This is a genomic window from Shewanella sp. JNE2, assembly GCF_023159115.1.
Classification (GTDB): Bacteria; Pseudomonadota; Gammaproteobacteria; order Enterobacterales; family Shewanellaceae; genus Shewanella; species Shewanella putrefaciens.
In genome coordinates, this window is the sequence record NZ_CP096169.1 from 3,675,365 (window position 1) to 3,697,052 (window position 21,688).

The following is a 21,688-nucleotide window of genomic DNA, read 5'->3' on the forward strand; positions in this document are numbered from 1 at the left end:
TTAGAAACTCCTTGAAAGACTCACTAGCCAGCGCGCATCACACAGGGACTGGCACTGACTCTGCGATAAATCCGTATCGACATAACCGACACTCAACACATCCTGCTCAGTCATATTGAGGTTCAGCCCCACTCGCCAATCCCAATAGTGGTTATTGTCTGCGACCATAGAGCCTAAGAACTGCGCCATATCTTGCTGGGACGCAAAAAAATTACTCCCAAGATGCAGAGCGAGGCTTACATTAGAGAACAGTTGCGGCTCATAGCTTACGTAGACATACTGAAAATCGTCCACATTCTCGCCGAAATAATCAGGAGAATAAACCACCCCTAACTTAGCATCGGCGTAGCTTACCACAGCATAAATTTCGTTATAACTCAGGTCGGTATCGTCCTGCGAGTATTGGTAACGTATCACGCCTAGGTCCGTTGTTAAGCCATTATCCCAATCTTTGGCCCAGCCAGCGGACAAGTCGAGTTCTAAACTTCCATCCCCAAATTCGATGTTACTGCCCCAAAGTGAGCCATACCAGCCAGAATCATGGTTTAAGGTATATCCAGCTTGAACTGCAGGTCCTTCATCGGTTTGAGAAATACCGCGAAACGCATAATCACTGATGAGCATCACACTCCCTTGACTCTACCAAGAGGCATTGCCCCCTTGCGCCTCAGTGTTGGCAAGCGCGCCCATAGAGAGTGAAGATAATGCCATCATCACACTCGCGCAGAGGCGCGAACAACGTGAACAAAGAGCCGACTTAATATGTAACATAAAAATTTATCCTTAAATTCAGTAGAATATTGTTTTATTGAGCGTGTTTAGCAATCTGGTCGAGAGCGAGGTTGAGCTTGAGCACATTGACGCGCGCTTGCCCAAAAATGCCCCACTGCGGTGGTTCGATAAATTGCGCCACTAAGGTCAACACTTGTGGTTCGGCTAACTGTCGAGCCTGAGCCACGCGCGCGACTTGCAGTTTGGCTGCAGCGGGTGAAATATGAGGGTCCAGTCCGCCCCCGATGTGGCGAGTAAATCGACTGGGATATCAGCGGCCTGAACGGATTCCCTAGCTTGGATTTCTTGGCTCGTTGCCATCACACGTTCACGTAACGCCGGGTTACTCGGTGCAAGGTTACTACCGCCTGTCGCCATAGGATCGTAACCGACAGCGCTCGGCCGACTATAAAAATAGGCTGGATTAACAAAGGGCTGAGCGATGAACTCAGAACCCATAGCGACATTATCCCTGTGGATCACACTGCCCTTAGCTTGTACGGGAAATAAAGCGCCACCGAGCTGAGTCACAGTGCCGGTATAGACAACGCCGCACACAAATAACAGGGCGAAACTGGCTCTCAATCCCATAACGGCATGCTGGGTTTTAGTGGCATATACGATTGAATTCATTACTGTCTCCTAGAGCATAAGTGCAATGATTGAGTCGAGCGCTTTAATGCCGACAAAGGGTAAAATCACCCCGCCTAAGCCATAAATCAGCATGTTATTTCGCAGTAATTTTTCTGCACTTATGGGTTTGAGTTTGATGCCTTTTAAAGCCAATGGAATTAAGGCGGGAATGATAAGAGCGTTAAATACGAGCGCTGCGAGTACGGCTGAGGTTGGGCTGTGAAGCTGCATCAGATCCAGTGCACCAATCGCAGGCAAAGCCCCCGCAAATACCGCTGGAATAATGGCAAAATACTTAGCCACATCATTGGAGAGGGAGAATGTAGTCAAGGCGCCGCGGGTGATCAGCAATTGTTTTCCGACTTCAACGATAGCCAGTAATTTAGTGGGATCAGAATCCAAATCCACCATATTGCCCGCTTCTTTAGCGGCTTGGGTACCCGAGTTCATCGCAAGACCTACATCGGCCTGCGCTAATGCTGGCGCATCGTTAGTGCCATCCCCCACCATAGCCACTAATCGACCTTTGGCCTGCTCTGCACGAATAAGGGCAAGTTTATCCTCAGGTTTAGCTTCAGCGACAAAATCATCGACCCCAGCTTCGGCGGCAATCACGCCAGCCGTTAGCGGATTATCCCCTGTCACCATGATGGTCCGTACACCGAGCGCCCTTAAACGAGCAAACCGCTCCGCAACGCCCGGCTTAATCACGTCACTTAAAGCTATAACCCCTAAAATGTGTGTGCCACTGGCGACGACTAAGGGAGTGCCCCCCTGCAACGCCACTTTGCGGATAAGCGCGTTAACAGATTCAGGCCAGTGAATTTGATGCTGCTGCGCCCAAAACTGCATCGCATCGCCAGCGCCTTTAATGCCTTGAATACCATCGGTTAAAATCACCCCAGAAACCCGAGTCTCTGGCGTAAATGGGATAAAAGTCGCATCCGTAGGTTTGACGGGCAATACCGCGCCCAAATCTATGGCCAATTTGAGTACAGATTTCCCTTCAGGGGTGGGGTCATCGAGGGAAGAAAGCACCGCCGCATCACGCAACATCTCAGCTGCAATGCCTTTCACGGGTAAAAATGCGGTCGCTTGACGATCACCGAAAGTGATAGTGCCCGTTTTATCCAGCAGTAACGTATCGATATCCCCCGCAACTTCCACGGCTTTACCCGATTTAGCGACCACATTGGCGGCTAAGGCGCGGTTCATGCCTGCAATCCCAATAGCGGGTAACAAGCCACCAATCGTCGTTGGGATCAAACACACTAACAGCGCAATTAACATAGTGTAATCAAGGCTTGCACCGACGAAACCCGCCATGGGTGGCAAAGTCACCACCACGATCAGGAAAACCGCAGTCAATGATGCAAGTAGCACAGTCAACGCCGTTTCGTTCGGTGTTTTCTGACGCTTCGCCCCTTCGACCAGCCCTATCATGCGATCTAAAAAGCTATTCCCAGGATCGTTGGCAACCAGCACGGTAATTTCACCCGTAAGTACCTTAGTGCCGCCAATCACACCTGAATGATCTGTGCCTGCTTCACGCAGCACAGCCGCAGATTCACCGGTAATCGCCGATTCATTGATAGTGGCTATCCCTTCGATGATTTCACCATCGGCAGGAATATAATCACCCTGCAAAACCTTCACCTTATCGCCTTTGACAAGCAAAGTTGCGGATACGGATTCCAACTCACCGTGGCGTATGCGCCTCGCCTGCAAGGCCTCTTTCGCCGACTTTAAGCTGGCCGCTTGTCCGCGACCCCTTGCCTCTGCCACCGATTCAGCAAAGTTAGAAAACCACACGGTAAGCAAAAGAATAAGGGTCGTGGTTAACTCAAAAGCAACCGTCTCGCCATTGAAGAACTTTTGTCCAGTGATCAAAGCGGCGAGTAAAGCGCCCACCATCACCACGAACATCACAGGGTTGCCAGCCATACTCACTAAGGACATTTTCTTTACAGCACCAAAGGCAGCTTGCTTCACGCCGGCGCTATCTAATATTTGAGCAGGTTTATGCATGACTATTTCTCCAGACTCATAGTGGCAAGTTCTAAAGCTTCGCCAATAGGCCCTAATACCGCCGCAGGTAAGAAAGACAAGAAGTTAATGATTAAAATCACGGCAATAAGGGTGAAACAAAAGGTGGGACTCTCGAGCTTCAAGCTCGCGTTACTGTCGGGGCTCACTCTTTTACTCGACATCATCCCCGCAATCGCCAGCGGTAAAAACAGCGGCAGGTATCGACCGAGTAGTAAGGCGATAACGCAACTGATATTCCACCAAGGCGTGTTATCACCTAAGCCTTCAAAACCCGAACCGTTATTAGCAAAAGCGGAGGTATATTCGTAAAAGACTTGCGAAATCCCATGAAAGCCGGGGTTACTGTTGCCCGTAATACTCGGGATAGCCACACTGATCGCCGTCAAACCTAAGACGCATAAGGTAGGTAAAACTAATAGACTTCCCAAAAGGGTGATTTCACGGGTTTCGAGCTTACGACCAAATATCTCTGGCGTACGGCCAATCATCAATCCCGATAAGAAAACAGCAATCCACACATAAACGATAAAGTTAACAAAACCGCAGCCAATACCGCCCCATATCGCATTGAGTAACATGCCTGATCGCGTCATCAATCCCCCGATTGGATTGAAGGAATCGTGCATGGCATTGACCGAACCGTTAGAGGTTTGTGTGGTAAAAGAAGCCCAGAGCGCCGATAGCTCAGGTCCAAAGCGAACTTCTTTACCCTCCATATTCGGCCCTTGGGCGCTTAATCCCGTAAAGGCGGCGTTGGGTTGCAACTCGCTGTACACAGTCGCCCCCAGAAAACTGACGCTCAATAGACCCATAGCAACTAAAGCCATTAGGGTAAATTTTTTGCGTCTTAGCATTCCGCCAGCCATAAAGACGACGGCCATAGGGATCAGCACTAAGGCTATGGTTTCGATGGCATTACTGACTGGCGTTGGGTTTTCAAGCGGGTTACTGCTGTTGGGGCCATACCAGCCACCGCCATTAGTACCTAATTGCTTGATAGCAACCATTGAAGCAACGGGGCCGATCGGAACGACCTGCTCAGAGATAGGTGCTGCCGCATCTAAGGTGTTCACTTTTTGTGCACCGTCAAAACTACTCGGTACGCCTTGCCAAGTCAGTAACAGCGCCACAATAGCCGCTAATGGCAGCATAAGTCTGAGTACACCGCGCACTAGGTCAACATAATAGTTACCCAGATTTCGAGCCTCGCCCTCTTTGGCGCTGTCATTATTAAGTCCGCCTAACATTCCCCGTAAAGTCGCCACACAAACCGCCAGCGCCATGGCTGGAGTGACAAATTGCAGCGTGACAATTAAAAAACCTTGGGATAGATAACTGAGCTGTGCCTGCCCGGAATAGTGCTGTTGATTGGTATTAGTGAGGAATGACACCGCAGTGTGCAAAGCCAGATCCCAAGATAATGGCCCTATGCCATCGGGGTTGAGCGGTAACAGATGTTGGAATAGAAGGATAAGAAACGCCAAAATACCAAGTACTAAGTTGCTGATAAGAAAAGCCGCACCATAGGATTTCCAGCTCATTCCAGTATTGGCCTTGACGCCTATAGCCCGATAAATCCACTTTTCAATGGGATTAAATAACCGATCTGAAAAATGGGACTGACCAGAGAAAACCCCTGTCATATAGGATCCCAACAGCCATGCGAGCCCAAGCGCAGTAATGAAAATAAGGGTAATTTCAAACATAACGACTCCTAAAACTTATTAGGGGCAAACATTGCCACTGCTAAGTAAATGAAAAGTGCTATGGAAAGTATTAGAAATATCCAGTCCATATAATTTGTCCTTAAGAAATTGAGTAACGGGACAAATATATGAATTAACGGTGTAAAGTCTCTAGAGTTCAAATGACTAATCCCGTAAAGAATACGTAAAAATCATCAACTATCAGAGAATAAACATGATGAGGAACATGTAAAATTAGTGTGTTTTTTGCGGATGATAAAGTCACTCAAACAGCAGAATATCAATTAGGATTCTATTTCCAATTAACAATAAGTTATCATTCCAAGCCAAAGCTGATTGAATCATCATAATCAGTGGTAATTAAGGCCGCAAAAAGCCATAGAATTAGCTGTAAAAGTAAAATAAAAAAGCCATCATTCTTTTGCCGAGTTTATTTTTATCACGATGACTCATATCGATAATAGGCGGCAAATGAATCAGGCTGTTTATACCGATGATATAAATCAATTAAGTTTTTTGTAATCTGCTGAGCTGATTGCCAGCCAATAGCGCATCGCCAAGATTCAGTAAAACCCAATTATTCATATTTCATCATCCTATCAAGATGAAAGTCCTATTAAATCTTGCTATCACTAAAAAAAGTTCAGCTAGATTCCCCCTACCTAGATAGACTTGCAGGATTAAAATGCATGCTAAGCTGCTGGATATCCGTAGCAACCCACTCTGGTTCAATACATTCGGCCAAGTGCGCTGCCATAAAATCCACTAACTGCATGGCCGCATAGGGTAAGCGGCGATCTTTACGACCAACCAGATACCAATTACTTTCAAGAGGAAAACCAATAACAGGCAAAACCGCTGGTTTTTCACGCCCTTCTTGCAGTGTGTGTGCTGATATGACGGATAATCCTAAACCCGACGCAACGCTCAAACGGATGGCTTCATTGCTCTCAATTTGCATCGTATCGCTTAGGGTTATGCCTTGAGCACTACACCAAGACTCAAACATCAAGCGCGTGGCTGAGCCTGGTTCGCGCACGATAAAACGCTCATGTTTAAGCTCATTAAAATTCACTTGCTCGCGGCCCACCGCCCAGTGATCTTTAGGCACAATCAATTGCAGTGGGTTTTTAATGATGCGCGCGGATAACACATTATCACCACTTGGTGGATGGCTAAACAGATATAAATCATCTTCTTGGCGTTCAAATCGGCCTAACACATGGGCACGATTACCAATATTTAAGGTCACTTTAACCTGTGGAAATTGCCGATAAAATGCACCTAAAATCCGTGGTAATACGTATTTTGCAGTGGTGACTATGCCAATATTGATATGACCAACGCTGCCACCTTTAGCCTGCTGCATAAAGGCTTCAACATCCTCAAAACGACTTAAGGTATCGCAGGCGGCGCGGTAAAGTTCATTACCTACCAAAGTAGGCAACATGCGGCCATCACGGCTCTCCAGTAATGGCTCGCCCAACACATCGGCCAGTTTCTTAAGTTGCAATGACACTGTCGGCTGAGTTAAATGTAAAACCCTTGCTGCTGCGGAAATATTGCCAAGCCGAACAACCTGCACATAGACCTGCAATAAACGAAAACTTAAGTGCCGCAATTTAAATGGGGTCAATGACGAATGCTTTTCCATAGATAATGTTCTATACCTAAGTGGTAAACAATTTATTTTCCAATATAACCAATTAGGTTCAAAATCACCAGCCATCAGGATCACTCGACTACTCACCCTGTATAGCAGGGGGTAAAAGTCAAAACTAATGAGATACTTATGCCCGATATTGTGATTGCCTTCTTCGCTTTAGGTTTATTAGCTGGCCTCGTAAAATCAGATCTTAAAGTCCCCCCAGCTATTTACGAAACCTTATCTATTCTGTTGATGCTGACTTTGGGATTAAAGGGAGGGATGTCACTCCATGGGCACACCCAAAACTTAGTGCTTAGTGAACTCTTAGCCGTCATTGCGCTAGGTTTAATCATTCCATTAGTCCTATATCCAGTATTAACCCAACTGGTACGCATAGGCCGCACCGATGCCATTAGCATTGCCGCCCATTATGGCTCTGTGAGTGCGGGGACTTTTGCGGTAGTCATGGCGATCGTGGAAAATACCGGACTCACCTTAAGACCCGAAACAACACTGTATTTAGTGTTACTCGAACTGCCTGCAATTATTGTGATGCTCTGGCTACATCGATATTTAAGTGCTAAAAATGCTACAGAAACAATGCCTAAAGTGGAGGCACAATCAAATGTATTGCACGAAGCTTTAACCAGTCGTGGTGTTGTCCTTCTGCTCGGTGGTGTCGCTATTGGTTGGCTCTATGGCCCAAATGGGCTGGCACCAATAACGCCCGTGCTACTCGGTGGCTTTAAAACCTTATTGGCCTTATTTTTACTCGAGATGGGTTTAGTCACGGCCAAGGTATGCTTACCTCTGCCCCTCAAACAATGGCGCCTACTCGTATTTGCGGCGGTGGTTCCTTTCGTTTTAGCCTGGTTCGGCATTGGTGTGGGTGTATGGCTAGATCTACCCGCTGGCAGTATTTTAGTATTAGCGGGCTTAAGTGCTAGCGCATCCTATATCGCGGCACCTGCAGCCATACGTGCCGCAATCCCTGAAGCCAATATAGGCTTAGCAATGCTAGCTTCTCTTGGGATCACGTTTCCAGTTAACGTATTAATTGGCTTACCTTTATATCAACATTGGGTCATGCTCATTACGGCTTAACGCCGGTGTTTAGTTTTTCGCCTAATCAGATCCAATGAAAAGGGAGACATTATTGTCTCCCTTTTCATCTGGCATAAGCAATTTAAGATGCATCACTGTGATGTGCGGCTTTATTCTGATACATGGCTTTATCGGCGGAATCTAACAGATCCTCTAAGCCCATATCTGAATCCGGCGTCCAATGGGCGATACCTATGCTGGTCGCCAATCGATGTTGCTTAGGATGCTGTTGATTATATTGCTCAAGTAACTGCGTAAAGCGCTCGATGACTCGATTAACTGTATCTCTATGCACAAAACTTAACAGCACCACAAACTCATCGCCGCCAAGCCTTGCGATCACATCCGACTCCCTAAAAGCAGTCATTAAGATATGGGCAAAATCATATAACACCTGATCGCCCTTACGATGACCAAAGCTATCATTCACTTCTTTAAAAAAATCGAGATCGAAGAACACTAAAGCCGCCTCCGATTCAGTGCGTCGACAACTCGCTATGGCCTGATGTGCTAATAACTCAAATCCTCGACGATTTGAAATGCCCGTTAAAGGATCTAAGGTATTCTGCGCGATAGATAATAACTCGGCCTCAACCATTTGGCCGAGATCTGTCAAGGTTTCAATATCTTCTTGGCTAAACTCCCGAGGTTCAGTGTCATTTACACATAGTGTTCCTACTCGGTAATGATGATTTATCGTGAGTGGGTAACCTGCATAAAAACGAATAAAGGGTTCTTGTGCCACAAAAGGATTATCACAAAACCGCGGATCGAGGAGAGTATCGTTAATAATAAAAATACCCTCATAGTTTATTGCGTGGGCACAAAGGGAAATATCCCGTGATGTTTCAGTTATTTCAAGTCCTTGGCGAGATTTAAACCACTGGCGCTGAGCATCTACAAGGGTAATGACACAAATTGGCAACGAAAAAATTCGCCGAGTCAGGCGAGTGATACGGTCGAAGCGCTCCTCTGCATCGGTATCTAACACATTGAGAGCTCGCAACGTGGCTAAACGTTGCAGCTCATTTTCTGGGATGGGAGGTAATTCCATGGCACTCTCTAATAGCTGCTCTGCATTAAACTTTAGACCAAATCCCCCGACCTAGAGAATTTGAATAGACAAAAGTTTACGATTCAAGCACGGCTCGATAGATGTTCAGTACCCGCTCTGCATGTTCTGCAACCTCAATGTAAGGCAACTGCCCCGACTTTTGCTGTAGTGTAAGTCGGTGATTCTCATCCCTTAGCCAACAATAGGATTGAGTTAAATGTTGCGCACTCATAATAGGTAAAAGCGCAAGTTCGGCTAACACAGCAAAAATTCGCACATTATCAGACCAAATCGATAGTTCTGGATACTCATGGGCATTAGCAAGCACAAGATACTGAGCAATAAATTCAATATCGGCGATTCCACCAATGCTTTGTTTTAAATCGAATTGGCCTTCGGTCACTTTTAACAAATGATCACGCATCTTCTGGCGCATCTCACGCACGGCTTTTTTAAGCTCCGCTTTATCCCTCGACTGTTCTAACACTGAGGCTCGGATATGACTAAACTTAACCGCTAAACTATTGTCACCAAAAACAAAACGTGAGCGAACTAAGGCTTGATGCTCCCAAGTCCAAGCCTCATTAGCTTGATATTCCCCGAAGCGTTCAATCTCACTGACCATCAACCCCGAGGCGCCAGAGGGGCGCAGACGCATATCGACCTCATACAATTCTCCTGATGTGGTGCGAGTGGAGAATAAATGCAAAATGCGTTGGGCAAGTTTAAGGTAAAAATGTCCTACTTCTATCGGTCTATCGCCATTAGTTAGGCTGTTTTCCATATTTTTATGGGCTTCGTATAGGAATACCAAATCCAGATCCGATCCATACCCAAGTTCAATACCGCCTAACTTACCGTAGCCAATAACGGCAAAACCAGTATCACTGCTCTCAAGATACCCAGGCACACCATGACGTTGCGCCACCTGTTGCCATGCTTGCATCACAACCTGCTCAATAATAGCTTCAGCTAAAAAGGTTAAATGATCACTGACTTGCATTACAGGTAATACGCCTGTGACATCGGCTGCGGCAATCTTAAGTTGTTGTGAAAGTTTAAATTGTCGCAGCGCCTCCATTTGCTGCTCCATATCATCTTCCGGCACCCTAAGCAGATATTGGCGCAACTCGCTGGGATAATCGTCCAATGAAGTGGTGTCGTACAAATGCGCGGGATCGATAAGCTCATCCAATAACATAGGAAATTTAGCTAACTGAGTGGCAATCCAAGGACTTGCACAACACAAGCTCACTAATTGTTGACGCGCACCAGGGTTTTCGCATAAAAGCTCGAGGTAAGTGGTGCGCGTTAAAATCTGTTCAAGTACCTTAGAAACGGGTTCGAAGGCCGCCGACGGACTGTGTTGATTGAGAAGCTCCTCCAATAATCTTGGCATTAATTTATCTAAAGTTTCCCGGCCTCGAGGTCCAATAGATCGCTTTATCACCGTTTCACGCCAACAGCTAAGCATAGGCCATAGCTTGTCATCTTCGATCTGTTGCTCGGCAAACAATGCAAGTGCATGATCATCCTGCTGTACATTCCACAATTGCACAGTCCAATGCTCTGTTTTTTCTTCCCCTTCTTCACCCCCAACGGTCGCTTTAAAATGACGGTGTATTTTCGCCATTGCCGCTTCAATATGACTGCGTAACTCAACCTCATTTGCCATATCGAGTACATGACATAATCTTGCCCAATCGAGGGGATTATTCGGTAAGGTTTGAGTCTGTTTATCATCAATCGCTTGTAGTAGATTTTCGACTCGGCGCAGCAGCAAGTAACTGTGTTTTAATTCGTCCACCGCCAGGTATTCAAACTGCCCAAGACTATAAAGCGTGTCCATAGCGCCAAATAAACTCTGTTGGCGAAGTGCTGGCTCTCTTCCACCGCGAATAAGTTGAAAACTTTGCACCACGAATTCCACTTCTCGAATACCGCCAGCACCGAGTTTGATATTGTCAGTTAGCTGACGACGACGTACCTCTTGAGCGATAAGCTGCTTCATTTTTCGTAGGGAGTCGATAGCCGAAAAATCAATATAACGGCGGTACACAAAGGGGCGAAGTAAACTGTGTAGTTCATCGGAAAAATGATTCCACGGACCAAGTGCGCGGGCTTTAACCATGGCATAGCGTTCCCAATCACGCCCCTGCTCTTGGTAATAATCCTCAAGTGCACTAAAACTCACCACCAGTGGACCACTCTCACCATAAGGACGCAAACGCATATCGACTCTGAAAACAAAACCATCGACCGTTATTTGATCGAGTAGATTGACAAGCCTTTGCCCCATACGAATAAAAAATTGTTGGTTATCTAAACTCCGACGGCCACCAAGGGTTTCGCCATGCTCGGGAAAAGTGAAAATCAGATCGATATCCGAGGAAAAGTTAAGCTCACGACCACCGAGTTTCCCCATACCTAAAATCAGCAGCGGTTGCGGATTACCTGCTTTATCCATTGGTGTGCCATATTGCGCGCACATCTCTTTGTAAAGCCAATCGCGGGCACAGATCACTAACGCTTCAGCCAGTGCAGATAAATCGAGAAGGGAGGTTTCTAAACTGGTGTAATCTAAAAAATCACGCCAAGCTAAGCGTACCATTTGATAATTACGAAAACGACGTAATACGGATTTAGCCATATCCTCGCTAGTCGCATTACTTAGCAACTCATGTAATTCAACATCATAATGTTTACGATTAACATCCGTTAAGTCTCCCATGAATAGTCGATTAATCCATTCGGGATGTCTACTTAACTGCGCGGCCACATAATCACTTAACCCCAGTACCGTTTTTAATTCTTGTTTAGCTGTTGGTGTCAAATGTGACAGCCCATCGGACCATACATCCTCTAGCCGCTGCCAATGGCGCTCTGCGGTTTGTGTGATGAGTGTAGACAATGACTTCTTACTGTCTTTTTGCATGGTCATAATAATCCCTAACAAATTAAACTATCGACATATTATGTCGTAAATGATATAGATTGACATGTTCAACGAGACTTGCAGCTACCTGATGTAACACACAAATAAAGGAATGCCCTTTTATCAGTGCTGTTTAAGGGTACTATAACCTGTGCAACAGGCATATTGGGCAAGAGGATTATTATTTGCCCGCAAGTATTTGAGTTTTATTTCAACCCTTTTGGAGACAACATGGCAGGAATGCTAAGGCATGTTCTCATATCGATACTCTTGATTACGGTGACTTTATCCTTGACGGGATGTGGTGATGATAGACCGGATAAAATAGCTAAGTATCAACAACTCACTGAGCAGCGTCTCGCGTCGCTCGGCACTATGCTCGATGACGGGCAATTGCGTAACGCCAATCTGCTAAAACAATACAGCACACTGTTAAAACAGCAAAAACCCGATTTAGCACCACTGCTTGATGAACTAGCGAAGGATTCAGGCCCCAAAGGGCCTATGTATACATCACTAAAACGTCGCTTAGAAGAGTCTAAAAATGCGGCAAATTTTGCCGATCTCGATCAGCAATTAGCCGAAGCTGAAAACCTCTATCAAGCGGCAGATCCGAGCCTGTTTAACGATATGCTGTCCGATCCCGTTAACGTGGTTGCCGATATGTCCGAGGGTAAGCTCGCCCGCGTAAATGCGATTAGCCGTGAAGCCGCAGCATTAGCCAATGGCGCAGAAGACTTTGGCCCTGGTAGCCAACTTGTTGGTAACCCTGCCTACGGCAGTTGGCAAACCGATTCCAGTGGTACGTCATTTTGGGCTTGGTACGGCATGTATTCCATGTTCTCAAATATTTTTAATCGTCCCATTGCCTATGACCGCTGGTCAGGTAATCGTGGCTATAGTTATTACAATGACGTAGGCCGTTATCGCTATACCTCACCAAAGCAAGCCGATGCCCAAGCGAAAACATTTGAACAAACTAAAAAACGATTTGACTCTCAAGGTAAGCGTTTTGATAGTCCCTATGCGAAACCACGTACAGGAGCCACGGCATTATCCCGTGAAAGCACGAGTACACCCAAAGCCAATACAACGAGCGCGAGTAAAAGTTCTGCGAATAATTCAAGCAGTAAGTTCCGTTCAAACTATTCTAAAGACAGTAGTTTCCGTAATTCCAGCAATCGTACGACCCGCAGTGTGCGCCGGGGCAAGTAACTAAGGATTTCCAATGACACTATTTCAGGATTTCGGTATCACATCAGAGCTAGTCACGATACTCGCTATCGATCTTACTATTGCAGTTATCTTGCTAACCTTAATGCGTTATTTACAAGGCTGGAGTGTAAAAGTTAATAGCAGTAAAGAACTCGCCGAGCGAGATAATTTTGCCTTTGGTATCAGTACCGCTGGCGCAGTTGCTGCTCTCGGCATTGTATTAACTGGGGCAATAACAGGGGCTGCAGCTCACTCCTATATGACCGAGGCGATAGGCATGAGCGCCTATGGACTGTTTGGTTTAGTACTAATCAAGCTCGGACGTTTTTTGCACGATAAAATCGCCTTAAATGAACTGGATAAAAATCAGCAAATCATTAAAGGAAATATTTCTGTTGCCATCGTTGATGCAAGCGCCGCCATTGCGACCGCCATTATTATCCGCGCTGTTTTGCTCTGGGCTGAGGATTTAACGGTCGATACTTTCATCGCAATTTTCAGTGCATTTGCGATTTCGCAATTAATGCTAGTATTACTGACTCGCTGGCGTGAAAACCGTTTTGCAAGCCGCAACCAAGACTCTTCTATGCAACATGCGCTCGAACAAGGGCACACTGCGCTGGCGATTCGCCACGCGGGCTACATGATTGCAATGGCATTGAGCTTTAATGCCGCAAGTCATTTTATTATTTTTAATCCAACAGCATACGTAACAAATGTGATTGGCTGGTTGGTATTTTCAATCATTATGCTGATTGTGCTTTCACTACTGATATTTGTGGTGAAAAAATTAGTCTTGGCTCGCATCGATTTGGCTAATGAAGTGGAAAGACAGCACAATATTGGTATTGCTGCAGTAGAAATGGCGATCAGTATCGCTATCGCGCTTATTCTTACGGCACTGATGGCCTAATCGAATGCAAGAAAACAGTTTAGCTCCCTTAGCGGCTAAACCTAGCCGCTTAGGTTGGTTTGACGATGTCCTATTATTGGGCATTATGGCCGTATTAGCAGGCTGCGGCCTGATTTACGAATATCTACTGTCACATTATGCGGGGCGTATTTTAGGGGCGTTAGAAGCCGCCATCTACACTATGATTGGCTTGATGATCGTTTCTATGGGATTGGGGGCCTTTGCTGCACGTAAAATCCGAGATGCCTTTACAGGTTTTGTCATATTAGAACTCACCGTCGCACTTTGTGGCTCACTCGCCATTTTAATCACCGCGGCGGTGATTGGTTTTGGTCAACAACTGCCTTTAATCATTGCAAGCACATTAGGGTTACCACCGGATCAATTACCGGATGGCGGTGTGATAGGTACGCTGCAAAAACTCAGTGAATACTTACCCTATATGTGGGGTGTGTTGCTAGGCTTGATGATTGGTATGGAAATCCCCCTTATCGCAAGGGTACGCCAATCCCTTTCTGATGAACATTTGCTCCATAATGCTGGCACTATTTATGGTGCTGATTACATAGGTGCAGGCATAGGTGCCGCCATTTGGGTGGGTTTTATGCTTGCCATTGATATTCAGCTCGCCGCCGCCTTAACCGCCAGTTTTAACCTATTAGCGGGTTTTGTGTTTATCTGGCGATTCTGGCCGAAAATCCGCCAAGCTAAACTGCTGTTAATCGGGCATCTTGTTGTCACAGGCGTCTTGTTGGTGTTAGCGATACACGGCCCACGCTGGGAGCAAGAATTTAACAATCTGCTTTATAAAGATAAAGTGGTTTATAGCAAGGCAACTCGATTCCAACAACTGACGTTTACTGAACGCCTACGGGGTAATGGATTAGCACCTGTATATGCTTTATATATCAATGGCCGTTTACAATTTTCGAGCATAGATGAGCACATCTACCATACATTTCTCGTGCATCCCACACTCGCCGCCAGTGCCCGCCATAACAAAGTACTCATTATTGGCGGTGGTGACGGGCTTGGATTAAAACAGGTACTGCGTTGGCAACCGGAGCAGGTTACCCTACTCGATCTTGATGCTGATCTGGTTAAGTTATTTAAGTCACCCGATACAGATATGCCTGCAAATTTAACTCAAGCTATGCTGGCATTAAATGGCGACGCACTGAATGATCCCCGTGTCACAATCATCAATGATGATGCCTTTAACGGCGTCGATAAACTAATTGCCACAGGCGTGAAATACGATGCCATTATTGTGGACTTACCCGACCCGAGCCACCCCGATCTCAATAAGCTGTACTCAGATTATTTCTACCGTAAATTAAAGGAACTAATGAGCAGTGATGGCGCACTGACTGTACAGTCAACCTCGCCTTATCATGCTCCTAAGGCCTTTATTTCAGTGGCAAAAACCTTAGTTGTAGCAGGATTTGACGTTAAGCAATATCACCATAATGTCCCCAGCTTTGGCGAATGGGGATGGAGCATTGCTACCGCTGGTGGACGGGATGCACAGTACAGGCTTGCGCAGTTAACGGAATTCCCTATCAAAGATGATTGGCTCACATTAGGACTTGTGAAGGGCGCATTTGAGTTTCCAGCTAACTTTTATCTGGATGCTGTCAATATAAAACCCAATGAATTAGGCTCATTACAGTTGTACCACTACCATTTACAGGCTTGGTCTGAAAACCAAGGAATTGATCTTTTTTAACGGAGAAAGATAGTGCTTGACATATTATGTCTTGGTGCTATCTTTGAACACAGACATAATATGTCAATAAGGACAAATATGAATATCCATACCCTTGCCAATCACCTCAACAGTCTTGGCAATAACAGCCAAACAGGCTTTCAATTTGATTGTTATCCGATTGATGGCGAAGTAGAAGTGTTGCAAGTGAATGTGGTCGGCCGTGAAGAAATCCCGGTATTCGTATCGGTAACGGATAACCAAATTCTCTGCATCAGTTACCTGTGGGGCGAGAATGAAGTAAACCAAGAACGTCGCAGTGAAATGTTTGAAACTATGCTAGAGCTCAACATTCCAATGCCTTTGTCAGCTTTTGCAAAAATCGATGACAAATACGTAGTTTACGGCGCGCTATCACTACAATCTAGCATGCTTGAAATAGAGCAAGAATTAGCAGTTTTATCTGATAACTGTTTAGAAGTTATTGATGAATTGGTCGACTATCTAAAATAAGGAGCCACAAAATGGGCATTCTGAATAAAATTTTAACAGCGTTTCGCGGTGGTGCCACCGAAGTTGGCCAAAGCATCGTTGACGCAAACTCAACCCGTATTTTCGAGCAGGAAATCCGTGACGCCGAAAAACACTTAACCAACGCTAAACGCGAACTGACCGATGTGATGGCAAAAGAAATGCAGGCCAGTCGTGAAATCGATCGTTTGAAGCGTTCTATTGCTGAACACGAAGGCTATGCAACTCAAGCGCTGGATAAAGGTAATGAACCTCTTGCGATTGAAATTGCAGAGAAGATTGCACAGTTGGATCAAGAGTTATCCGAGCAACAAAGTGCAAACGATAGCTTTAGTGCCCATGCTGCACGCTTGAAAGACTTAGTGAAAAAAACCGAACGCCAACTGTCTGATTATCAACGTCAGTTGAGCATGGTTAAAACCACTGAAAGCGTTCAAAAAGCCACGGCAACGATTACCGACTCTTTTGCTTCAAGCAACTCTAAACTGCTGAATGCAAAAGATTCATTAGAGCGTATCAAAGCACGTCAACAACAGTTTGATGACAGGCTAAAAGCCGCAGAAACTTTAGCTGAAGAAAGCAGCGATAAATCACTGCAAGCTAAGTTAGCTGAAGCTGGCATCGGTGAGCAAAAATCCAATGCAAATGCAGTACTTGACAGGATCAAGGCTCGCAAAAGCTAAGTAAAGAGTGACCGAATGCCGAGTATCGATGGGATCATCACCCCCTATTGAACTCGGCATTTTTTGTTTCAACCATTAAATAAGCTCACCTTCGTCAGTGATTATCCGCAGCTATTCGCTTATCACGCAGCACACAGGCAAAGTCAGCAGGAGTGAATATGGGATTTTTTAACAGTATTTTTGGTACAAAAACGCCACCACAACGTGAGCTCAATCATCCATCCCAGCTTAATGTGGGCGATATGATCTCAATGGATGATAGTTTTGCCCTACCAACACAATTACGAGGTCAACAGCTTAAAGTCGAAGCTGTTAACACCTATGAGTTCGAGCGTAGCCAACAAGCCGAATGGGTGCTTAAGGGGCATGGTAGCGATACCATTTATTTAAGTATTGAAGAAGACGATGAAACCTACCTCGCGTTGTCCATTAAGATCACCCGTAACCAAGTTGAACAGATCTTTGATTTAGAACAATTTAGCACCATATTCGATGAGCCTGGACACGCCGAATTAGCCACTCGGGTATTATCATCTGAACTTAATACTCAACTTGAGCAATGGCTTGGAAAGCAATACCATCAAGTGACTTTTGCCGCCTTTGGTTATTTCCACCGCGAAGATTACCGAGGCCTAAAACCACCCCAAGATGCTAATGGCAATACGGGCGAACCTTTTGAATATTACTTGCTACTCAATGATGATGAGAGCCGTGCAATCGAAATTGAAGTTTATGAAGGTGGCGATACCGATGTGGTATTGACCCTATACCGCCCTCTTACTGATATTAGGGAATACTGGCCTAGTAAGTAGCGGCTAGAATAAGATAAAGTGCGTGGCACGCACTTTATCGCTAATCTCAATACACTCCTTGTATAATTAACGCCAGCGTGAAAGCGTGATGCAACCAGTTGATAGCAATAGGTAATACGCAATGAGTAAAACAAAAAATCCACTTCCCGAACAATGGCTAAAAAATCAACAGGCGGCAAAAGCAACTCAAGTCGCTTTTGATCTTGATGAAAAATTTCAATACTCCATCCGTAAAGCGGCACTCGATGCAGGTGTGAGTCCTTCTGACCAAATCCGTACCATTTTAGGTTTAAGTGTATCCAAACGCCCGACCCGACCACGCCTCACCGTATCACTCAATGCCGATGACTATGTTCAACTCGCCAAAAAATATGGGCTAAGTGCTGAGGCGCAACTTGAGATAAAACGTCGTGTACTCGATGATCTAGTGCATTTTGTGGATAAGACCTAGCACATCCTACCTTGACAATGATTTGATGACAGGCACAGTCTGCTAAGTGATAAAGACGCCATTTATCACAAACACAATTTACTCGTAGCATAAAGTCTTTTACTTTAGAGATTTATCGCACTTTAAAGGGATCATGTTTACCATGACAGATAAAACACCATGGTCGCTCCGTTCGCTTAATGGCCCATCACCTATTGAGCTGGCGATGATGTTGTTATCCCTACTGTCGGTGATCATCGTCCTCGTCATGACCTTTGTCCGACTCGACACTGAAACCTATCGTTTACTCTTTTTTATTGATACCAGTGTCTGTCTGATTTTTATGACCAACTTTTTTGTGGGTTTATTCCGTGCTCGCAATAAGACGTTTTATCTACGCCATCACTGGATTGACTTTATTGCAAGCATTCCAGCAATAGAAGCACTACGTATCGCGCGTGTTTTCCAGATCCTACGAGTGATCCGTTTGATCCGCATGAGTAGCTCACTGCTATTACCGCTGATAAAACAACGAAAACAAGCCACCTTAGCCAGTCTATTAGTTGCCATGGTAACAATACTTACCTTCGCTTCCATCATTATTTTAATTGTTGAAAGTGGCACTGAAGGTGCCAATATTCAAACGGCTGAACAGGCGATTTGGTGGGCTCTAGTGACTATTTCTACCGTAGGTTACGGAGATTATTATCCGGTAAGTACAGTCGGGCATATTGTTGGTGGTCTGGTTATTGTTAGCGGCGTCAGTTTCTTCGGGGTTATTTCAGGTTATATGGCATCGGTATTTGTCGCACCCGATGAAACAGAGCAGCAAGAACGTCAGGATGCCCATAAGGCCGAAATTAAGTCTGAGCTTGAACTCGCACTCCTTAGGATGGAAGATAACCAAAAGCAAATTGAAGAAAATCAGACTAAAATGTTGCAGCAAATTACAGAGTTAAGACAAGCCTTAGAAAATAAAAAATGATAATTTTCTGTTTGAAAACATCTCAATAAAAAGGGCTCAATTTTAAGCCCTTTTACCCACCTAAACTGCGCTCTGCTACCAATATGTTTTTTGCTGCATAGCATTACGTCTTGATGATTCCATCGCAAATAATAAGCTTTGCTGTTTATCTTCAAGCCACTCACTTAAATCAATACCTAGCTGCTGTGCGGTCAAATTTAAGACGCGATAGTTAGCTAATGTTTTAACTCCAAGTACAAGATCCTGCCAAGGGGCCCGAAAAGCGTCGCGAGATTCAGCCTCGTACAAACTGCCATATACCTGCCCAACAAGTAGCCCTTCATCCAAAACAGGAGATACCCGCAAATAGTCATCACAATCCATCGACTTATCAGGCGACATAATATCGAGTATCGCCTGCCAGGAGGCTTGCTGAACACAGTCAGCGTGCTGCCGCAAATCTAACCTACCCATTAATGGAATACGCCCAGCACTGATACCAAGTAAAATATCAACAATAGCTAACTGCAATTGACCATATTCAACTTGCTGCCATAACAAGGGCAACTGTTCAGCCAACTTAAGCGCGGCTAATCGTATCTGTAGTTGCCGTGTCAGTGCCATATTGTCCGTCAGCTTTGTCATTAAACATTTTTGACTGCCGAGCAATGCCGTCAGGGATTGCGCTTCTTCAATAAAAGCTAATTGCTTTTCTATATGGGTAAACAGATGTGACAATCTGACATCAAGTAACCCAAACTGATTTAAGGTCATTCGTAGCAAGCGAATACAAGCTCTCATCCGCCACCAAAGCGCCACACAGGCTTCGTTATCTTGCTCTTCTGCAATCATGCCTTCTAGGAGTTGCCAACGCTCGAGTGCTGTCTCAAGTAAAACCTGACAAGTAGTCATTAATGCTTGCTGATGGGATTGATGAAGATTCACCTCCTCCGGGGTTGGCAGAGGCAAAAATGCTAACGCACTTAAAGCCAATGGCGTAGATTTGCCCGCAAGATGATATCCCCGCTGCGCTTTACTCGCTTTGCCCAAACGAACAGGAACAACATTGGCGACTTCAGAAGCAAGAGTAAGTAAAGCCTGTGTTTCACCACTGAGTAGCTCAAACTCTAATTCACACAAAGCTTCCTGCTTACCATTCGCAGTAATTTCTCCGGTGTCCAACGCCACTTCAACTAAGCTACCACCAACCTGAATATGCCAAGCTCGGCGATAAAAATCGGTGTGAAATACACAGGAAAGTTGGGCCTGAGTTGTGAGCAAATCCGCATCTACAGGCCAAATTTCAGCAGGGAATAGACTTAAATCAGGGCTATCCCCCTCAATAGTGACATTATACTCTGGGCGGGAATGGATCCCGCCCACCACTTGCCCTGCAGTTTTGATGGTTTGTTCTTTATGCGCATCGTAGCCTCGTACTCTTAATCCCATGTGCCATTTTCGCAACTGTAAATCAGGAGTATCGAAGTAGCCATTGACCAAACGGCGTTGGCCCTGAGGGATAGCGTTATCGAGGCTATCTAATTTATTTATCAGGAAATCTTGATATTTAGGCAGGAAAAACAGTTTTAATTCTATCTCAGCACTCATTGCGTAACCGCTCATTTTGTCATCAAATATTCATCAATGCGTCATTTTTGGTTCATAATGTCACAAATGTGTCATAAAAAACCCGTAGGATTTGGTTTTGCAGTTGGTATATAACCCGTTAGAATAAAGCTGTGGTTTTTTCTTCAAAAAACACAGTTTCAATACGCGGACGCATAGGTTAACATGCGCCCGCTTTTTCCAATCATGGAACAATCTAAATAGGTAAACGGCAATGCCAGTAAACTCTATTTTGGGCGTGTTTGCAAAATCGCCAATTAAGCCTCTTCAAGAGCACATGGACAAAGTCTACGATTGCGCATCGTTACTGGTCCCCTTTTTCGAAGCCACTATCACAGGTAACTGGGATAGTGCAGTTCAACTACGCAAGCAAATTAGTTTAGCAGAAAAGCAAGGTGACTCGCTGAAACGTGAAATTCGCCTCACTCTGCCAAGCGGTTTGTTTATGCCGGTAGAACGCACTGATTTATTGGAACTTTTAACTCAACAAGACAAAATCGCTAATAAAGCAAAAGATATCTCTGGTCGTGTAATCGGCCGTCAACTGTTAATCCCTCAGGTCATGCAAGTCCCTTTTATTGCTTATCTACAACGTTGTATCGATGCAGTAGGTTTAGCAAAAGAAGTCATTAACGAACTCGAAGATCTATTAGAAACAGGTTTCCGCGGTCGTGAAGTGGATTTAGTGGCAAAAATGATCAACGAACTCGATATCATCGAAGAAGACACTGATGATCTACAAATTCAGTTACGCCGTCAGTTATTTACCTTGGAATCTGAATTGAATCCTGTCGATGTGATGTTCCTCTACAAAACGATTGAATGGGTCGGTGGTCTTGCAGATCTCGCCGAACGCGTCGGTTCGCGTCTTGAGCTTATGCTGGCTCGCGTTTAACAAATAAGGTT

At 45.2% G+C, this 21,688-nt stretch carries 19 protein-coding genes and 1 pseudogene; 10 read left to right on the forward strand and 10 right to left on the reverse strand.

Features of this window, described 5'->3' with window-relative positions; all coding sequences use genetic code 11:
• From MZ182_RS16450 to MZ182_RS16475, 7 genes and pseudogenes are all read right to left on the reverse strand, one after another.
• Positions 1-624: a TorF family putative porin gene (locus tag MZ182_RS16450; RefSeq protein ID WP_248069178.1), complete on the reverse strand. Its 624-nt coding sequence runs from the start codon at positions 622-624 to the stop codon at positions 1-3.
• A gap of 15 nt (positions 625-639) precedes the next feature.
• Positions 640-771, reverse strand: a complete 132-nt coding sequence (locus MZ182_RS21315) for a hypothetical protein (RefSeq protein WP_262917363.1) — start codon at positions 769-771, stop codon at positions 640-642.
• Positions 772-805: 34 nt separating this feature from the next.
• Positions 806-1,404: pseudogene (gene kdpC / locus MZ182_RS16460) on the reverse strand (potassium-transporting ATPase subunit KdpC).
• A gap of 9 nt (positions 1,405-1,413) precedes the next feature.
• Positions 1,414-3,432 carry a potassium-transporting ATPase subunit KdpB gene (gene kdpB, locus MZ182_RS16465; protein ID WP_198780649.1) on the reverse strand — a complete coding sequence of 673 codons (2,019 nt, stop codon included), beginning with the start codon at positions 3,430-3,432 and terminating at the stop codon, positions 1,414-1,416.
• A 2-nt stretch (positions 3,433-3,434) separates the two neighbouring features.
• A complete protein-coding gene (gene kdpA, locus MZ182_RS16470; RefSeq protein WP_248069175.1) occupies positions 3,435-5,159 on the reverse strand; it encodes a potassium-transporting ATPase subunit KdpA in 1,725 nt (574 codons plus the stop codon).
• Positions 5,160-5,167: 8 nt separating this feature from the next.
• The gene (locus MZ182_RS21480; RefSeq protein WP_105252297.1) at positions 5,168-5,248 is read right to left on the reverse strand and encodes a potassium-transporting ATPase subunit F; all 81 of its coding nucleotides are present in this window, start codon (positions 5,246-5,248) and stop codon (positions 5,168-5,170) included.
• Positions 5,249-5,817: 569 nt separating this feature from the next.
• On the reverse strand, positions 5,818-6,813 hold the full coding sequence (locus MZ182_RS16475; protein WP_115017249.1) for a LysR family transcriptional regulator: 996 nt from the start codon (positions 6,811-6,813) through the stop codon (positions 5,818-5,820).
• A 138-nt stretch (positions 6,814-6,951) separates the two neighbouring features.
• On the opposite strand from MZ182_RS16475, the gene MZ182_RS16480 reads away from it, so the two are divergent.
• Entirely contained in the window at positions 6,952-7,911 is a 960-nt protein-coding gene (locus MZ182_RS16480) for a sodium-dependent bicarbonate transport family permease (RefSeq protein ID WP_014611238.1), read from the forward strand.
• 82 nt (positions 7,912-7,993) lie between these two features.
• Here the strand turns inward: MZ182_RS16480 and MZ182_RS16485 are convergent, their stop codons facing one another.
• Both MZ182_RS16485 and glnE read right to left on the reverse strand, forming a co-directional pair.
• Positions 7,994-8,965 (reverse strand): sensor domain-containing diguanylate cyclase, encoded by a 972-nt coding sequence (locus MZ182_RS16485; protein ID WP_011788236.1) that lies wholly within the window; start codon positions 8,963-8,965, stop codon positions 7,994-7,996.
• A 76-nt stretch (positions 8,966-9,041) separates the two neighbouring features.
• Positions 9,042-11,906 (reverse strand): bifunctional [glutamate--ammonia ligase]-adenylyl-L-tyrosine phosphorylase/[glutamate--ammonia-ligase] adenylyltransferase, encoded by a 2,865-nt coding sequence (gene glnE / locus MZ182_RS16490; protein WP_011788235.1) that lies wholly within the window; start codon positions 11,904-11,906, stop codon positions 9,042-9,044.
• Positions 11,907-12,131: 225 nt separating this feature from the next.
• Between glnE and MZ182_RS16495 the strand changes: the two genes are divergently transcribed.
• From MZ182_RS16495 to MZ182_RS16530, 8 genes are all read left to right on the forward strand, one after another.
• Positions 12,132-13,115, forward strand: coding sequence for a hypothetical protein (locus MZ182_RS16495; RefSeq protein WP_011919908.1), 984 nt, complete (start codon positions 12,132-12,134; stop codon positions 13,113-13,115).
• 13 nt (positions 13,116-13,128) lie between these two features.
• Entirely contained in the window at positions 13,129-14,028 is a 900-nt protein-coding gene (locus MZ182_RS16500) for a DUF350 domain-containing protein (RefSeq protein WP_011919909.1), read from the forward strand.
• A 4-nt stretch (positions 14,029-14,032) separates the two neighbouring features.
• Positions 14,033-15,757, forward strand: a complete 1,725-nt coding sequence (locus MZ182_RS16505; RefSeq protein ID WP_248069173.1) for a polyamine aminopropyltransferase — start codon at positions 14,033-14,035, stop codon at positions 15,755-15,757.
• Positions 15,758-15,835: 78 nt separating this feature from the next.
• Positions 15,836-16,249: a YjfI family protein gene (locus MZ182_RS16510; protein ID WP_011788231.1), complete on the forward strand. Its 414-nt coding sequence runs from the start codon at positions 15,836-15,838 to the stop codon at positions 16,247-16,249.
• Positions 16,250-16,260: 11 nt separating this feature from the next.
• On the forward strand, positions 16,261-16,950 hold the full coding sequence (locus tag MZ182_RS16515) for a PspA/IM30 family protein (RefSeq protein ID WP_011788230.1): 690 nt from the start codon (positions 16,261-16,263) through the stop codon (positions 16,948-16,950).
• Positions 16,951-17,108: 158 nt separating this feature from the next.
• Positions 17,109-17,762 carry a DUF4178 domain-containing protein gene (locus MZ182_RS16520; RefSeq protein ID WP_248069170.1) on the forward strand — a complete coding sequence of 218 codons (654 nt, stop codon included), beginning with the start codon at positions 17,109-17,111 and terminating at the stop codon, positions 17,760-17,762.
• A 121-nt stretch (positions 17,763-17,883) separates the two neighbouring features.
• Positions 17,884-18,213: a hypothetical protein gene (locus tag MZ182_RS16525; protein WP_011788228.1), complete on the forward strand. Its 330-nt coding sequence runs from the start codon at positions 17,884-17,886 to the stop codon at positions 18,211-18,213.
• Positions 18,214-18,355: 142 nt separating this feature from the next.
• Complete coding sequence (locus tag MZ182_RS16530; RefSeq protein WP_248069167.1) at positions 18,356-19,177, forward strand: potassium channel family protein; 822 nt, start codon at positions 18,356-18,358, stop codon at positions 19,175-19,177.
• 75 nt (positions 19,178-19,252) lie between these two features.
• On the opposite strand, the gene MZ182_RS16535 is transcribed toward MZ182_RS16530, so the two are convergent.
• Positions 19,253-20,764, reverse strand: coding sequence for an inorganic triphosphatase (locus tag MZ182_RS16535; RefSeq protein ID WP_025007583.1), 1,512 nt, complete (start codon positions 20,762-20,764; stop codon positions 19,253-19,255).
• Between the two features lie 232 nt (positions 20,765-20,996).
• On the opposite strand from MZ182_RS16535, the gene MZ182_RS16540 reads away from it, so the two are divergent.
• Positions 20,997-21,677, forward strand: a complete 681-nt coding sequence (locus MZ182_RS16540; RefSeq protein WP_011788225.1) for a TIGR00153 family protein — start codon at positions 20,997-20,999, stop codon at positions 21,675-21,677.
• Positions 21,678-21,688: the final 11 nt, after the last annotated feature.

Bases quoted from the DNA above. Each gene is read 5' to 3' on its own strand.
- MZ182_RS16450 (WP_248069178.1), bottom strand. From the start codon at position 624: ATGCTCATCAGTGATTATGCGTTTCGCGGTATTTCTCAAACCGATGAA.
- MZ182_RS21315 (WP_262917363.1), bottom strand. From the start codon at position 771: ATGTTACATATTAAGTCGGCTCTTTGTTCACGTTGTTCGCGCCTCTGC.
- kdpB (WP_198780649.1), bottom strand. From the start codon at position 3,432: ATGCATAAACCTGCTCAAATATTAGATAGCGCCGGCGTGAAGCAAGCT.
- kdpA (WP_248069175.1), bottom strand. From the start codon at position 5,159: ATGTTTGAAATTACCCTTATTTTCATTACTGCGCTTGGGCTCGCATGG.
- MZ182_RS21480 (WP_105252297.1), bottom strand. From the start codon at position 5,248: ATGGACTGGATATTTCTAATACTTTCCATAGCACTTTTCATTTACTTA.
- MZ182_RS16475 (WP_115017249.1), bottom strand. From the start codon at position 6,813: ATGGAAAAGCATTCGTCATTGACCCCATTTAAATTGCGGCACTTAAGT.
- MZ182_RS16480 (WP_014611238.1), top strand. From the start codon at position 6,952: ATGCCCGATATTGTGATTGCCTTCTTCGCTTTAGGTTTATTAGCTGGC.
- MZ182_RS16485 (WP_011788236.1), bottom strand. From the start codon at position 8,965: ATGGAATTACCTCCCATCCCAGAAAATGAGCTGCAACGTTTAGCCACG.
- glnE (WP_011788235.1), bottom strand. From the start codon at position 11,906: ATGACCATGCAAAAAGACAGTAAGAAGTCATTGTCTACACTCATCACA.
- MZ182_RS16495 (WP_011919908.1), top strand. From the start codon at position 12,132: ATGGCAGGAATGCTAAGGCATGTTCTCATATCGATACTCTTGATTACG.
- MZ182_RS16500 (WP_011919909.1), top strand. From the start codon at position 13,129: ATGACACTATTTCAGGATTTCGGTATCACATCAGAGCTAGTCACGATA.
- MZ182_RS16505 (WP_248069173.1), top strand. From the start codon at position 14,033: ATGCAAGAAAACAGTTTAGCTCCCTTAGCGGCTAAACCTAGCCGCTTA.
- MZ182_RS16510 (WP_011788231.1), top strand. From the start codon at position 15,836: ATGAATATCCATACCCTTGCCAATCACCTCAACAGTCTTGGCAATAAC.
- MZ182_RS16515 (WP_011788230.1), top strand. From the start codon at position 16,261: ATGGGCATTCTGAATAAAATTTTAACAGCGTTTCGCGGTGGTGCCACC.
- MZ182_RS16520 (WP_248069170.1), top strand. From the start codon at position 17,109: ATGGGATTTTTTAACAGTATTTTTGGTACAAAAACGCCACCACAACGT.
- MZ182_RS16525 (WP_011788228.1), top strand. From the start codon at position 17,884: ATGAGTAAAACAAAAAATCCACTTCCCGAACAATGGCTAAAAAATCAA.
- MZ182_RS16530 (WP_248069167.1), top strand. From the start codon at position 18,356: ATGACAGATAAAACACCATGGTCGCTCCGTTCGCTTAATGGCCCATCA.
- MZ182_RS16535 (WP_025007583.1), bottom strand. From the start codon at position 20,764: ATGAGTGCTGAGATAGAATTAAAACTGTTTTTCCTGCCTAAATATCAA.
- MZ182_RS16540 (WP_011788225.1), top strand. From the start codon at position 20,997: ATGCCAGTAAACTCTATTTTGGGCGTGTTTGCAAAATCGCCAATTAAG.